Source organism: Pseudomonas turukhanskensis, assembly GCF_027922365.1.
Lineage (GTDB): Bacteria > Pseudomonadota > Gammaproteobacteria > Pseudomonadales > Pseudomonadaceae > Aquipseudomonas > Aquipseudomonas turukhanskensis.
This window is the reverse complement of record NZ_BSFN01000011.1, coordinates 70,955-85,483: the sequence shown is the minus strand read 5'-3', so window position 1 is coordinate 85,483 and position 14,529 is coordinate 70,955. Positions and strand designations below refer to the sequence as shown.

Below are 14,529 nucleotides of genomic sequence, written 5' to 3'. Positions count from 1 at the left end.
AGCCGCGAGCTTAATTCGCTTTCCAGATGGGTGTCTTCGGACAAGGCTGGCCTTGGGAAATGCGGTTGTTCGCAAGGATGCAGGGATGATCCTGCATTTCGGTGGAAGGCTAGACGCTAGTGTCCAGTTCCCTTTCACTGAGATGAGAACAACGATGCTCCTCACGGGTAGACGTAACACGCCGCGCGCCCTGTTCGCGCTTTCGCTGTTTAGCCTTTGCGCACATGCGGCCACTCCACAGGCCGCCCCCTCCTTAGGTTTTATTGACGAACTCCCCATTCGTAACGACTTGATTGGCTCGCTGCAGGGCACGGTCAAGTTTGCTCAGACCCATACCATTGATGCGGCTGGCAACGCCGCCAATGAGTTACCGACCTTGGTTGCCGAGCGCGATGCGTTGGTGATGTTGATACCGCAGATGCCCATTGCCGAAGCGGAAATGGGGCAGGTGAAAGTCACCGCTAGGCTTGGCGGTAGCGTAGTGGGTGAGCGCTTGCTAGCACCGCCACGCTTGTTACCGCGCTCGGACCGCACGGCACATGATAGTCGCCCGGATGTCGAGTATTCACTGGGTGCCTGGAGTGCGCAGTTGCCTTGGGAATGGATGAAGCCAGGATTGTCGCTGAGCTTCAGTCACGGACAACGCAGCGGCGATCTGACCGAAAGCGCCATCGAATTTACCGGTCCGGCAGAACTGGTGCTGCAGAACATCAGGATCGGCATGTTGGCCGCCCCTGTCCCTGCGAGCGAAAACTGGTTGGAAACCCAAACCAGTGCCGCCGCCATTGATTACTTTCAGAAAATACCGGTCGCGCGCCTGACTGTCGGCCATTACCTGCCGATCCACCTGGAGAAGGTTGTGTTGCCTAATGGCACCACCTACACCTCTGCCAGCGCTGACCGAGGCTCCGTGTACAGCGGCGATATGCGGGAAAACATTGGCAAGGCGCTGATTTCCACCGGTATCAATCTGGCGAACTACGGCATTGTCGACAGCGCTGGCCGTTCACAAGAACAGCCGGAACATTTTCGTCAGGTCGTGGTGCATCAGAGCGTCGGCAACTATGCCAACGGGGTTGTTCGCCATGGCTTGAGTGGGGGCAATGGCATGGCCACGCTGCTTAGCACCTCGGGCAACGAGTTTGCTCACGAAATGGGGCACGCCTTTGGCCTGGAGCATTACCCCGGAGGCGGTCGGTGGTCTTCGCACCACGGGGAAAGTGGCTGGGGCTATGACGCGTTCCGCAATCGGTTGTTAGGCAACCTGCGCTGGTCGGCGGCTTCGGCTTCCAACAACGTAGAGGGCGTGGTGACGCCACCTTTCAAGGACCTTTATCGCTATCGCCAAGACCCAATGGCCGGCGGAGAGCCCGATGGCGGGATTTCTGCACTGACCCATCACACCGGTTACTCGCTCAAGCGTGTGCAGCAGGCGATGGTCGGTTCATCTCAAATCGACGCTGCCAGCCCGACCGGGTATTCGCGCTGGGATGCGGCGCGTGGAGCACTTGTGCCTGTAGCAGACCGTAAAAAGCCCGCTCAGTTTGGCGTGCCTGTGGTAACGCTGGTCGGGTTGTATGACCCCCAAGGACAGTTGCCTACCACGATGTACCCGCCCCTGTATGGCAACCATGGTTACACGTATGACTTGCCCGCGCCGCCGGCTGGCGGCGGCTGTTATTTGAAGGTCTGGAGTGATGCGGGTGAAGGGAGAGCAGCCAAACCGGTAGCGATACAACTGGCTGCGCAACGCTACTCTGCCGGCGAGATGAACAAATTCCACGTCAACCTCGCAGCCAGCAGCCAGCCGTCACGGGCCAAGCTGTATTGCTCGGTGGCCAACCAGGAACGCATGCTTGCCGAACTAAGTATCGAGAAACCGGTGCAAGCGTTGCCACAGGCGGTTCACATCGGTAAAGAAAATGGCTACCAGCACGCTGCGTTGCAATTGCCGACCATTCTGGCCAGCGTGCCTGGGCGCTTTACTCGTACCGACGAATTTGAACAGCGGTTGCGCAACGTTTATGGGGACATAAACCGCTGGAGTGATAACAGAAGCGGCCGCGTAGGTGCGTTTTACGTTTACGAGAACCGCTACACCGGGTTTCGTGAATATTTCATGCTTAAAAAACCGCGTTACGGCTATTACCCCATCAACGGTACCAGCAACGACGATTGGCGCTATATGGGACGGGCTGAGGACAGCGTGACCTGGACGCCGGAGCCTCTTCGTGCGATGGCAACACCCGGTGCCTCGCTGACCGAAAAGCTGTTGGCCTATTACCGGGTTGACGCGATCAAAGGCTGGGTCCAAAACGACACTACCCCTAAACATGGGCAGATTTACCAGTACCACAACCCATACACCAAGACCCACGAGTTCTTTATGGCTCGTTCGTCGAAGTACGGGTACTTCCCGACTCACGGTGGCTCTAACAAGGATTGGATCTACTTGGGGAGCGCGGAGAGTTTGAACGCTGTGTTTTTTCCGCGCGATGCACAGACATTTGAACGGCAGATAGCTGAGTGGCACCGGCAAGATGGCTTGCGTTCCTGGAACGGTGCGACCACTACCGGAGTGATAGGCGAGATATATCGCTACCCCCATCAAGGGCGCATCGACTACTTCAGGCTGAAAGTCGTAAGTTACTGGTACTTCCCTACCAATAAAACCAGTAACTATTGGTGGGAGTACGTAGGCAGCATGCCTTGACCAACGCTGGTCCCTGATCAAAAAAGCCGTTCGGTGTAAACCGAGCGGCTTTTTTGATAGTGCGTTGGGGTTAGAAGCGGAACACTTCGGTCTGCTGGCGCACCGGCGCTGCTTTGGGAATCTGCGGCGGCTCTGGCGTTTTGGCTGGTGCCGGTACGGCAGCCGGTTTGCGCGTTTCCTCGGCAATGGGCTGCTCTGACATCGGTTTGATCGCCGCTGCCAACTGTTCAGCCAAACGCCGCAAGATCACGCTCTGCGCCCGCACCTGGTCGGCCGAGCCGCCCTGGTGGGGTTCTTCGATATGGATCAGGCGGCTGTCACGCAGTTGCCCGCGACGGTCCAGCAGGCGCCATTGGGCATCCAGTACAGCCGGTTGTTGCGGGCCGGAATCCATGCGGCTGATGGTCAGTTCCACCTGCACATCCGGGACAAAGCCGGCGGCACCTGGGGCCATGACCAAACGCTGGGTGTTCAGGCGCGAGGCCAGCTGACGCAGCAGCACCTGGTCGATATCCGAACCCAGGGTGCCGGCCCAGCGGGCCTGGGTGTCCGGGGTCAGGCTGCCATCCTGCTGGCGCTGCAACAGGGTTTGCTGTTGCAGGTAGTCGGCGATGGAAACCGGCCCCAGTAGCACCGCTACACCTTTATTGGTGACGGGCATCTGCGGGTTGCCGCTATCGAGTTGGTACAGGGTGACCGGTTGCTGGGCGACGCAACCGACCATGCTCAGCAGACTGGTCAACACCAGCACTGAGGGAAGTCGCAACGAAATCATCTATTTCATCCAGGCAATGGCACGGGTGCCAGTTGCAGTAAATCACTGGGTCAAGGCTGGGTATCATCCGACAAAGCTGCGAATGACTCCAGCCTTGCGGCCTTACGGCATGATTCGAAGCCGCGAGGCAGAGCGTTCCAGTCTGAAAATGTGGTGCGATCTGGTCGCTAACGGCGCGCTTCAAGCGGTAAAGCGCGCCCTTCTACGCGTTTAGCTCTCAACCAGCAGCCCGTCTACCCGTTGGAAGCCGCGGGGCAATTTGTTGCCGCGACGGCCGCGTTCGCCTTTGTAGTGTTCCAGATCGTCGGCCTTGAGCGATAGTGTGCGTTTGCCCGCTTGCAGCACCAGGGTGGCGCCGGCTGGCAGTACGGCGATACCGGTGACGAACTCTTCGCGGCTGGCCACCCGATCACCCGGCACGCCGATGATCTTGTTGCCTTTACCTTTGCCCAACTGCGGCAGGTCGGCGACTTTGAACAGCAGCAGGCGACCTTCGGTGGTCACCGCCGCCAGCCAGTCTTCTTCGCGGTTGTCCACGGCTTGCGGCAGCAGCACCTTGGCGCCGTTTGGCAGGCTGAGCAGGGCCTTGCCGGCCTTGTTCTTGGCTTGCAGGTCTTCACCTTTGACCACGAAACCGTAACCGGCGTCCGAGGCGATGACGAACAGCGCGTCGTCGTCCGGCAGCAGCACGCATTCGAAGGTGGCGCCCGGCGGCGGTGTCAGGCGGCCGGTCAGCGGCTCGCCCTGGCCTCGGGCCGATGGCAGGGAGTGCGCGGCCAGCGAGTAGCTGCGCCCGGTGGAGTCGATAAATACCGCGTATTGATTCGAGCGCCCCGGTGCCGAGGCTTTGAACTCGTCGCCGGCTTTGTACGAAAGGCCGGTGGCGTCGATATCGTGGCCTTTGGCGCAGCGTACCCAGCCTTTTTCTGACACGACCACCGTCACGGGCTCGGTCGGCATCAGCTCGGTTTCCGACAGGGCTTTGGCTTCGGCGCGCGCCACAATAGGCGAGCGGCGGTTGTCGCCATAGGTTTCGGCGTCGGCGATCAGTTCGCTACGTACCAGCTTGCGCAGCTTGGTTTCGCTGCCCAGCAGGGCTTGCAGCTTGGCCTGTTCCTTTGCGAGCTCTTCCTGCTCACCACGGATTTTCATCTCTTCCAACCGCGCCAACTGACGCAGGCGGGTGTCGAGGATGTAGTCGGCCTGGGTATCGGTGAGGGCAAAACGCTCCATCAACACCGACTTGGGATGGTCCTCGGTGCGGATGATATGAATCACTTCATCCAGGTTGAGGAAGGCGATCAGCAAACCGTCCAACAGGTGCAGGCGGCGCTCGACCTTGTCCAGGCGGAACTGCAGGCGCCGGCGCACGGTGCCGATACGGAACACCAGCCACTCGCTGAGCAGGTCGCGCAGGTTCTTCACCTGCGGTTTGCCGTCCAGGCCGATGATGTTGATGTTGACCCGGTAGCTGGACTCCAGCTCGGTGGTGGCGAACAGGTGCTGCATCAGCTCGTCGGCATCCACGCGGTTGGAGCGCGGAATGATGACGATACGGCACGGGTGCTCGTGGTCCGATTCGTCGCGCAGGTCGGCAACCATCGGCAGTTTTTTCGCCTGCATTTGCCCGGCGATCTGTTCCAGCACCTTGGCGCCGGACACCTGGTGCGGCAGGGCGGTGATAACGATGTCGCCGTCTTCCACGCGGTACACGGCGCGCATGCGCACCGAGCCTTTGCCGGTTTCGTAGATTTTCAGCAGGTCGCTGCGCGGGGTGATGACTTCGGCTTCGGTCGGATAGTCCGGGCCGAGCACGTGTTCGCAGAGTTCTTCAACCGTGGCCTTGGGTTCGTCCAGCAGGCGCACGCAGGCGCTGGCCACTTCGCGCAGGTTATGCGGCGGCACGTCGGTGGCCATGCCCACGGCGATACCGGTGGTGCCGTTGAGCAGCAGGTTGGGCAGGCGCGCCGGCAGCACGGCGGGCTCGTCCAGGGTGCCGTCGAAGTTCGGTACCCAGTCGGCGGTGCCTTGGCCGAGTTCGGTGAGCAGCACTTCCGAGTAGCGCGACAGGCGCGCCTCGGTATAACGCATGGCGGCGAAGGATTTCGGATCGTCCGGCGCACCCCAGTTGCCCTGGCCATCGACCAGCGTGTAGCGGTAGCTGAACGGCTGGGCCATCAGCACCATGGCTTCGTAGCACGCCGAGTCACCGTGGGGGTGGAACTTACCCAGTACGTCGCCGACCGTACGCGCCGATTTCTTGTGCTTGGAATCCGCATCCAGGCCCAGCTCGCTCATCGCGTAGATGATGCGCCGCTGCACCGGTTTGAGGCCGTCACCAATGTGCGGCAGGGCGCGGTCCATGATCACGTACATCGAGTAGTTCAGGTAGGCCTGCTCGGTGAAGTCGGCCAGGGAGCGCCGCTCCACGCCGTCCAGGCTCAGGTCTAGAGAGTCGCTCATGCGTGCCTCATTTTAGGGTGGTCTGGCGCAGCACCAGGGTGCCGTCGCGCTGGGTGAATTCCAATTGTTTGAGTGCGCTCATGCCGAGCAACACTTCATCGCCATGCATGCCGGGGGCGACGATGCCGCGCACGTTATGCAGGACGATCTCGCCCAGTTGCAGGCTGTCGATCTGGGTGCGGTAGCCGGTGCTCATGCCGTTGGCTGTACTCAGGCTAACGGGTGCGCCGCGTTGAAGCTTGAGCGTCTCGGCGACGCCCGCCGGAATTGCCACGTCGGTGGCGCCGGTGTCGAGCATAAATAGCACGCTGGTGCCGTTGATTGCGCCGGTGGAGACAAAGTGGCCCTGGCCGTTGCCCGCCAGGCGCACTTCAATAAAGCCCTCGCCGTGGGACGACATCGGCACCTGATTGGGATTGTGTTTCTTGTCTTCCCAAATGCCGAAAAAATGCGTGGCCAGCGCCAGGCCGGCGCCCCAGAAGAGCACCCACATCACGCGCCCGGCCCGCTGGCCTGCCGTCTGCTGGGTCACGGCTTGGCGCTCCAGCCAGCCGCCGGGGCGGCAAAGCGCCAGACGATGGGGCGGTCTTCGCCATCGCCACGGGCCTTGTTGCCGTTATCCACGCCGATCCAGGCACCTTTCTCGTCGATGGTCAGCGCCTCGGCCATGCCCCAGGGTTCGTCGTACTTGCGCGCGTCGGTCAGGGCCTCGTTGGCGAACGACCAGCAATGCTCGGCTTCCCCGGTGTCGGCGGCGCGGCGGCAGATCTGGTGACTCAGGCGTTCCAGGGTATACAGGTGGCCTTTGTACAAGGCGATGTCGCTGAAGTCTTTGGGCATGGGCTTGGTGCCCATCTGCGGCGGCGGCAGTTGGTCGCCGCCTTCGCTCATCAGCACGCAACCACCGGCGCATTTCCAGCTGCCGTTGATTTTGTGCAGCACCAGCAAGCCCCGGCGTTCACGTTCGGCCGCCAGCCACAGGCGTTCGCCTTTGGCATCGATCACTACGCCTTCAAACAGGGCGTTGAAGTGCAGCAGCATGCCGCGGGCGCGCGCCTGGTTGACCAGGCTAGGCGGCAGGTTCAGCCATTCGCCGCTGCCGGCCGGTGGAATCATCAGCACCGCCGAGGTGGCTTCGCTCACCAAGTATCGATTGCCCTTGGCATCGCAGGTAATGCCTTCGAAATCCAGGTCGCCGCCACGGGTAATACCGGCGAACCAGTTTCGCACTCGAACGCCCCAGGGCAGTGGGCTCTGCGGCGGAGGCGGGGCCTGGAACACTTCCACTTCGGCGTTGAATACCGCGCCATTGGCCGTAAGCCGGTAGAGGCGGTCGTCATCGCGGTCCGACACCGTCCACAGTGCATCGCCGCACCAGGCCAGGCCCGACAGATTGCCAGTGGGCATGCCGTCCACCGCATGCTCGCTGAGCAGTTTCAGCTCTTCGAACGGGGGCTGCGGCGCGGGCGCCTGCTCGGGTTCTGCGGCATCCATGGCCGCCACCGGTTGCGGTTTGCTCGGCGCGGGCTGGGTTCCCGGCACGGTTTGGGCGAAGGCTGGAGCAGCTATCAGCAGCAGGGCCGCGAACAGCTGGCGCATCAAGTCAGAACCTCGGCCAGGTCCCCTTTGGATTCCAACCAGGTCTTGCGGTCGCCTGCGCGTTTTTTCGCCAGCAGCATGTCCATCAGCTCCTGGGTCATGTCGAAATCTTCCAGGGTCAGCTGCACCAGGCGGCGGGTGTTGGGGTCCATGGTGGTTTCGCGCAGTTGCGGCGGGTTCATTTCACCCAGGCCTTTGAAGCGCGTGACCTGTGGCTTGCCGCGTTTTTTCTCGGCCACCAGGCGGTCGAGAATGCCATCGCGTTCGCCTTCATCCAAGGCGTAGTAAATCTCTTTGCCCAGGTCTATGCGGTACAGCGGCGGCATGGCCACATACACATGGCCGGCATCGACCAGCGCGCGGAAGTGGCGCACGAACAACGCGCACAGCAAGGTCGCAATGTGCAGACCGTCGGAGTCGGCGTCGGCGAGGATGCAAATCTTGCCGTAGCGCAGTTGGCTCAGGTCGGCGGCGCCGGGGTCCACGCCAATGGCCACGGCAATGTTGTGCACTTCCTGGCTGGCCAGCACTTCGCCGCCGTCCACTTCCCAGGTGTTCAGAATCTTTCCGCGCAGCGGCAGGATGGCCTGGAATTCTTTATCGCGCGCTTGCTTGGCCGAGCCGCCGGCGGAATCACCTTCCACCAGGAACAGTTCGGAGCGCATTGGGTCCTGGCCGGCACAGTCGGCTAGCTTGCCGGGCAGGGCCGGGCCCTGGGTGATGCGTTTACGTTCAACTTTCTTGCCGGCTTTGAGGCGGCGACCGGCGTTGCTGATGGCCAGTTCGGCCAGCTGCAGGCCCAGTTCGGGGTGCTGGTTGAGCCACAGGCTGAACGCGTCTTTCACCACACCGGAGACAAAGGCCGAGGCTTCTCGCGAGGACAAGCGTTCTTTGGTCTGCCCGGAGAATTGCGGCTCCTGCATCTTCATGGACAGCACAAAAGCGATGCGTTCCCACACGTCTTCCGGTGCCAGCTTCACGCCGCGCGGCAGCAGGCTACGGAATTCGCAGAACTCGCGCATGGCATCCAGCAGGCCCTGACGCAGGCCGTTTACGTGGGTGCCGCCCTGCGCGGTGGGGATCAGGTTGACATAACTTTCCTGCACGCTTTCGCCGCCTTCGGGCAGCCACAGCAGGGCCCAATCCACGGCTTCTTTATTACCGGCAAGGCTGCCGCAGAACGGCTCATTGGGCAGGCGCTCGACCTCGGCCACCGAGTCGGCCAGGTAAGAACGCAGGCCGTCTTCGTAGTACCACTCGACCTTCTCGCCGCTGGCCTTGTCTTCAAAGCTGACCGCCAGGCCCGGGCACAGCACGGCCTTGGCCTTGAGCACGTGCTTGAGGCGGCTGACGGAGAATTTGTGCGAGTCGAAATACTTGGCATCGGGCCAGAAATGTACGGTGGTGCCGGTGTTGCGCTTGCCGACGGTGCCGATCACTTCCAGGTCGCTGGCTTTGAAGCCGTCGGCGAAGGTCATGCGGTATTCGTTGCCGTCGCGTTTGACCCGCACTTCCACGCTGGTGGACAGGGCGTTGACGACGGAGATACCCACGCCGTGCAAACCGCCGGAGAACTGGTAGTTCTTGTTGGAGAACTTACCGCCGGCGTGCAGCTTGGTCAGGATCAGCTCAACGCCCGGTACGCCTTCTTCGGGGTGGATATCCACCGGCATGCCACGGCCGTCGTCGCTGACTTCCAGGGAATTGTCTTCATGCAGAATCACCTGCACCGACTTGGCGTGACCGGCCAGGGCTTCGTCGACGCTGTTGTCGATAACTTCCTGAGCCAGGTGGTTGGGACGGCTGGTGTCGGTGTACATGCCCGGGCGCTTGCGCACCGGATCGAGGCCGGAGAGGACTTCGATGGCGTCTGCGTTGTAAGAGCTGGAACCTTGCTGGGCCATGGGGTCTCGTTCGTCAGTCGTTAAATGTCGGAAAAATCGAAATCGCGCCAGGTGCTTGAAGCAAAACCGGCAAATGCCAGCAAGGCCGGCAAGCGCTGGGCAAAGCCCTGAAAGCCATGGTCACCACCGGCCTGGATACGCAGTGCGCAGCCCCGGTAGAAGGTCTGGGCATGGCGATAATCAAGGGTTTCGTCGGCCGTCTGCAACCACACCTGATAGCGCGCGGGGTCGGCGGGGGCCGGCACTTCCAGCTCGCTCAGGGCGGTGACGTGGTCAGTGGTCAGTTCCCAGGTTTCGCCGGTGTAATGGTTGGTCTGAGTGCCCAGGTGGCCCGCAAACAGCCGGTGCGGGTTCACCGCCGGGTTGATCACCAGCGCCTTCAAGCCATAGCGCTCGGCCAGGTGGGTCGCATAGTAGCCGCCAAGGGAGCTGCCGACCAGCACCGGGCTGCCGAGCTCCACAATGGCTTGTTCCAGCTGGGCAATGGCCTGGCGCGGGTGGTGGTGCAGGGCGGGCATGCGCACTTGCTCGGCCCAGCCCAGGCGCTGCATCACGCTGATTAGCTGGCTGGCTTTTTGGGACGCCGGGGAGCTATTCAGGCCGTGTATATAAAGAAGAGTGGGTGTGTCGGTCAGCACGCAGGCAGCTCCAGAATCCGTTGCAGCGCACTCTACCAAAGATGAAAACGACTGCGCTCGCCTACTCTTCGCTCGCGATGTTTACAGAGCGGGGGGTTAGTAACCCTTGATGCTGTAATCGACCACAAAGTGAATGCCGGTCACGCGGGAAACGTCGGTTTCCAGGCGGCCATCCTCGTGCAGGCGCAACCAGCGATAGCCCGGCGCGGTGTCATCGACCTGAAACTCTTCGCTGCCTGGCGCAAATTGCACGCAGGTTGAGGGCGAGGCCAGCAGGCGCACGCCGTTGCGCATCTGGTCGAACTCCTGGTGCACATGGCCCCAGAGCACGGCGCGTACTTGCGGGAAACGGTCGAGCACGGCGAACAGTTCGTCGGGGTTGCGCAGACCGATCGGTTCCATCCAGCGGCAGCCGATGGATACCGGGTGATGGTGGAAACACACTAGGTGGTGACGTTCCGGCGCTTCGCTCAGGGCGTTGACCAGCAGATTCAGTTGCGCTTCTTCGAGGTAACCGGGCACGGCGCCGGGAATGGACGAGTCCAGCACGGTGATGCGCCAGTTGCCCAGGTCCACCACCGGCTCCAGCAGCTCGGTGCCAGCGCAGGCCTGCTGCATCATCGGCAGTTCATCGTGGTTGCCGGGGAACCAGCGCGCGAGGCCTGGCAGTACGGCGGTCATGTCGCGAAAGCGGTTGTAGGATTCCAGCGTGCCGTCCTGGGACAGGTCGCCCGTGGCGAGCATCAGGTCGATTTGCGGCTGTTCACGCTGCACGCGCTCAATCACCTTTTCCAGACTGTCGCGGGTGTCCATGCCCAGCAGCTTGCCTTCCGCTTCTGCAAAAAGATGGCTGTCGGACAGCTGCACCAGCAGCACCGACGAATCAGCAGAGGGAATGGACGAGCTCGGCAAGGCCGTCTCCTTGGGCGGTTTGGTGAGAATTATGGTTGTTTAGAGCGCTGCCGGTAAAGGCGCGATATGGGCATAGGTCACAGTTAGCGAGTCGCGATAACGAATTGGCTGGTGGCTATTTAGCAGGATTTTGCCATTAGCGCACCGGTTCCAACTCATGGCCACACGCTAGACAATGACTCAACCACTCACCCAGAAAGAGGTTGAGCTGGGTTTTTTCATCCGGCTGATGCATGGCCGCGTTGGGGTAGCTGTAGATGCTGCGAAAGCGCCTGGCATTTTCTGCGCTCACCACTTCGGCCATGCGCGCGTCGTGGTACACCCGCACTTCCAGGCGCGGAATGGGCAGCCACGGCAGGCTGTGTTCCTGGCGCACCTGCAAGGTGGTGGTGTAAGGGCAGGCTTCCAGCACGTCCAGCGCCAACACCCCGAGCAGGCGTTCGCCCTGGCTCAGCGCCACACGCCGCGAGCCGCGCTCATCGCGCATGGCTGGCAGCAGCCGCATCAGCCGCGCGTAGTTGGCCTCGCACGCGGCTTGCAGCTCGATCAGGTCGACGCGATAGCGATCACGCAGCAAGGTTACGCCCACATTCCCCTCACTTCGGCACGGTTAAGTGCCAGCCATTGAATGGCAATAATGCTTGCCGCGTTGCTGATGCGCCCATCGCGAACCGCCGCCAGGGCGTCGTCGAATGGCACGACATGCACGCGAATGTCCTCGCCTTCTTCTTCCAGGCCATGCACGCCACCGGCACCGGTGCTGTCGCAGCGACCGATGTACAGGTAGACCTTTTCATCCGAGCCGCCGGGCGAGGGGAAGTACACGGTCAAGGGCCACAAGGCCTTCAATTCCAGGTTGGCTTCTTCGATGGCCTCGCGCAGGGCGACCTCTTCGGGTTGTTCGTCTTTGTCGATCAGCCCGGCCACCAGTTCCAGCAACCAGGGATTGGCGCCCTTGGTCATGGCGCCGACACGGAATTGCTCGATCAGCACCACGTTGTCGGTCTTGGGGTCGTAAGGCAGCACGCACACCGCATCGTGGCGCACGAATAGCTCGCGGCTGATGGGGCGGCCCATCTCGCCGGAAAACAGGCGGTGGCGCAGGTGCAGGCGGTCGACTTTGTAGAAACCCTTGAAGCAGTTTTCCCGCTCAATGATTTGTACGTCATCGGGGCCTGGCGTGAAGGTCTTGGTCATCGGTTACCCATTCGTGCTGAAACGTCGATTGCTGTCATCCTAGCTTGCCTCGGCCAGCACCGCAGCCACTTTCAAGAATGCCGACGGGCTGCGAGGATAGCGGCCAGGGCAAATGCCACAAAGCCCGAACTCACAAGGCCCTCGACAGTCGAAGGCCGACACCCGCTGTATTTCACCCGCTGCAAACTACCACCGCCAAGGAATGCCATGCCTCTGTTGAAAGCCTGTACGCCGCTTGTTTTGGCCATGCTGCTGGGCGGTTGCGCCAGCCTGTTCCAGCCAGACTACACGGACAAGCTGGACGTCAAACGCACTGCCTGGGAACACACCCAGCCGGGTTGTCAGGGCAGTGACTGCCCGCTGGTGAATATCGACACCGTAAGCTTTGCCGATGAGCCGCAACTCACCGCGCTGATCGACCAACGTCTGCGGCAGATGACCATCAATACGCCAGACGCCACCTTGCCCGCGACCCTGCAAAGCTATGAAAAAAGCTTTTTGCAGAGTGCCGAGCCGGGTTGGTCGAGTTATTTGCAAGCCAAGGTACGCGAGCAGCATGACGGCCTGGTGATCATCGAGCTGTCGAGCTACCTGTTTACCGGCGGTGCTCACGGCATGCCGGGTCGCCAACTGATCAACTACGACCGCAAACTGCACAAGGTGCTGACCTTGCAGGACATGCTGGTGCCGGGCCAGGAAGCCGCGTTCTGGCAAGCCGCAGAACTTGCGCACAAAGGTTGGCTGATGGCCAACAAGCTGGACCAGGACCCTGAGTTCATCAAGACCTGGCCGTTTCAACGTACCGACAATATCGGCCTGACCTTTGGTGCGGTAAGCCTGATGTATGACGTGTACAGCATTGCGCCATACGCGTCGGGGCACCCGGAGCTGAAGATTCCGTATCCGCGTTTGAACGGGATTATCAAACCGCAATACTTCCCGGGCCGCGGCTGACCGTTGACCGTAGGACGGGTAGAGGCGGAGCCGAAACCCATCGTTACGCGAATCGCCTAGGGCTTGGCCCAGGCGATCCCGCCCAACCTACGCAGTCACTGCTTTAGCGCTGCCTAAACTGCCCAGCACAAACTGCAACACCCCCGCCAGAATCAGCGCCGGCAAGGTCGCACCCAGTTCCGGGTAGAAGTTGGCCAGCAGGTGATAGGTGGCCACACCGCCTGCCCAGGCCAACAACGCCGACCAACGCAACGCATGCGGCATGCTGATTGTGGCGCGTCGCCGCAAAATAAAGTGGTCCACCAGCACCACGCCGAATAACGGCGCAAACACCGAGCCGATCAGCAGCAGGAAGTTCTGGTACTGCGCCAGCGGCGCGAAGCAGGCGATCAGGGTGCAGACCGCGCCGATGGCCAGCGCCAGGTGCTCGACTTTCAGTTTCAGCAAGGTGCCGCTGGAAACGGCCGCCGAGTGAATGTCGGCAAAGGCGTTTTCCGATTCATCCAGCAGAATCAGCAGCAGTGGAATCCCCAGGCCCGCACCGGCCAGCGCCAGCAGCAGGGCATTGACTTCGCCACTCGGCGCGAACGCCAGGGTATACGCCACACCCAAGCCCATCAGCCACAGGTTGCCAATGAAGAAACCCAGCGCCGTGCCGGTGAATACGCTGCCGGCGCGTTTGCCGAAGCGCGAGTAGTCGGCAATCAATGGCAGCCACGACAGCGGCATGGCGATGGCGATATCAAAGCCCAGGGCAAACGGCAGCGAGCCGTCGCCACGCTGGGCCCACAGTGCCGCCAGGTCGGCTTTGGCGAACAGGTTCCAGGTGAGCCAGACGCACGCCGCCAGCAGCAGCCAGATGCCCCATTTGCGCAGGATCTGCCGTACGAAAGTCAGCGGGCCGGTGACAGCCAGCAAGGTCGCCAGGCCGCCAAACAGCAAGGTCCACAGCAGGGGCTGCGTCCAGATACTTTCTTCGCCGAAGGCGCGGGCGGCCAGCAGGCTGGCGGCGTCGCGCATCACGATGATTTCGAACGCGCCCCAGCCGATCAGCTGCAGCAGGTTCAGCACTGCCGGCAGGCTGGCGCCGTGGTTGCCGAGGCTGAGCTTGATGGCGGCCATGGAGGCCAGGCCCGTGTCGCTGCCGATGACGCCGACGGCGGCCAGCAGCAGAACACCAACGGCGGTGCCCAGGGCGATAGCCAGCAGGCCGAATGCCAAACCCAGGCCCGGGGCGAGGAGGGCACCGGTTTGCAGCACCATCAAGCCAATGCCTAGGGAGAACCACAGGGAAAACAGATCACGGGCGCCGAACACGCGCTTGCTGGCGGGGACGGCGAGGTCGGGGGAGTAGGTGCTGGGGGTGTTCACGGC

The 14,529-nt window shown here is 61.8% G+C and carries 12 protein-coding genes; 2 read left to right on the top strand and 10 right to left on the bottom strand.

Features of this window, described 5'->3' with window-relative positions:
* Window positions 1–85 precede the first annotated feature (85 nt).
* Window positions 86–2,713 (top strand): M66 family metalloprotease, encoded by a 2,628-nt coding sequence (locus tag PKE98_RS17895; protein WP_271196682.1) that lies wholly within the window; start codon window positions 86–88, stop codon window positions 2,711–2,713.
* 70 nt (window positions 2,714–2,783) lie between these two features.
* Here PKE98_RS17895 and PKE98_RS17890 read toward each other — a convergent pair whose 3' ends face one another.
* From PKE98_RS17890 to PKE98_RS17850, 9 genes are all read right to left on the bottom strand, one after another.
* Window positions 2,784–3,488 (bottom strand): PqiC family protein, encoded by a 705-nt coding sequence (locus PKE98_RS17890; RefSeq protein WP_271196681.1) that lies wholly within the window; start codon window positions 3,486–3,488, stop codon window positions 2,784–2,786.
* Between the two features lie 210 nt (window positions 3,489–3,698).
* Window positions 3,699–5,951, bottom strand: coding sequence for a DNA topoisomerase IV subunit A (gene parC / locus PKE98_RS17885; protein ID WP_271196680.1), 2,253 nt, complete (start codon window positions 5,949–5,951; stop codon window positions 3,699–3,701).
* Between the two features lie 7 nt (window positions 5,952–5,958).
* Window positions 5,959–6,483 carry a retropepsin-like aspartic protease family protein gene (locus PKE98_RS17880; protein WP_271196679.1) on the bottom strand — a complete coding sequence of 175 codons (525 nt, stop codon included), beginning with the start codon at window positions 6,481–6,483 and terminating at the stop codon, window positions 5,959–5,961.
* Window positions 6,480–7,445: an esterase-like activity of phytase family protein gene (locus PKE98_RS17875; RefSeq protein WP_271196744.1), complete on the bottom strand. Its 966-nt coding sequence runs from the start codon at window positions 7,443–7,445 to the stop codon at window positions 6,480–6,482. Before PKE98_RS17875 ends, PKE98_RS17880 begins: the two co-directional genes overlap by 4 nt.
* Window positions 7,446–7,549: 104 nt before the next feature.
* Entirely contained in the window at window positions 7,550–9,454 is a 1,905-nt protein-coding gene (parE, locus tag PKE98_RS17870) for a DNA topoisomerase IV subunit B (protein ID WP_271196678.1), read from the bottom strand.
* Between the two features lie 20 nt (window positions 9,455–9,474).
* Window positions 9,475–10,092, bottom strand: a complete 618-nt coding sequence (locus tag PKE98_RS17865) for a YqiA/YcfP family alpha/beta fold hydrolase (protein ID WP_271196677.1) — start codon at window positions 10,090–10,092, stop codon at window positions 9,475–9,477.
* A gap of 96 nt (window positions 10,093–10,188) precedes the next feature.
* On the bottom strand, window positions 10,189–11,004 hold the full coding sequence (cpdA, locus tag PKE98_RS17860) for a 3',5'-cyclic-AMP phosphodiesterase (RefSeq protein ID WP_271196676.1): 816 nt from the start codon (window positions 11,002–11,004) through the stop codon (window positions 10,189–10,191).
* Window positions 11,005–11,140: 136 nt separating this feature from the next.
* Window positions 11,141–11,593, bottom strand: a complete 453-nt coding sequence (locus PKE98_RS17855) for a DUF1249 domain-containing protein (protein ID WP_271196675.1) — start codon at window positions 11,591–11,593, stop codon at window positions 11,141–11,143.
* Window positions 11,584–12,201, bottom strand: coding sequence for an NUDIX domain-containing protein (locus tag PKE98_RS17850; RefSeq protein ID WP_271196674.1), 618 nt, complete (start codon window positions 12,199–12,201; stop codon window positions 11,584–11,586). Before PKE98_RS17850 ends, PKE98_RS17855 begins: the two co-directional genes overlap by 10 nt.
* Before the next feature lie 207 nt (window positions 12,202–12,408).
* Between PKE98_RS17850 and PKE98_RS17845 the strand changes: the two genes are divergently transcribed.
* Window positions 12,409–13,155 (top strand): RsiV family protein, encoded by a 747-nt coding sequence (locus PKE98_RS17845; RefSeq protein ID WP_271196673.1) that lies wholly within the window; start codon window positions 12,409–12,411, stop codon window positions 13,153–13,155.
* Window positions 13,156–13,242: 87 nt separating this feature from the next.
* Here PKE98_RS17845 and cytX read toward each other — a convergent pair whose 3' ends face one another.
* Window positions 13,243–14,526, bottom strand: a complete 1,284-nt coding sequence (cytX, locus tag PKE98_RS17840; RefSeq protein ID WP_271196672.1) for a putative hydroxymethylpyrimidine transporter CytX — start codon at window positions 14,524–14,526, stop codon at window positions 13,243–13,245.
* Window positions 14,527–14,529: the final 3 nt, after the last annotated feature.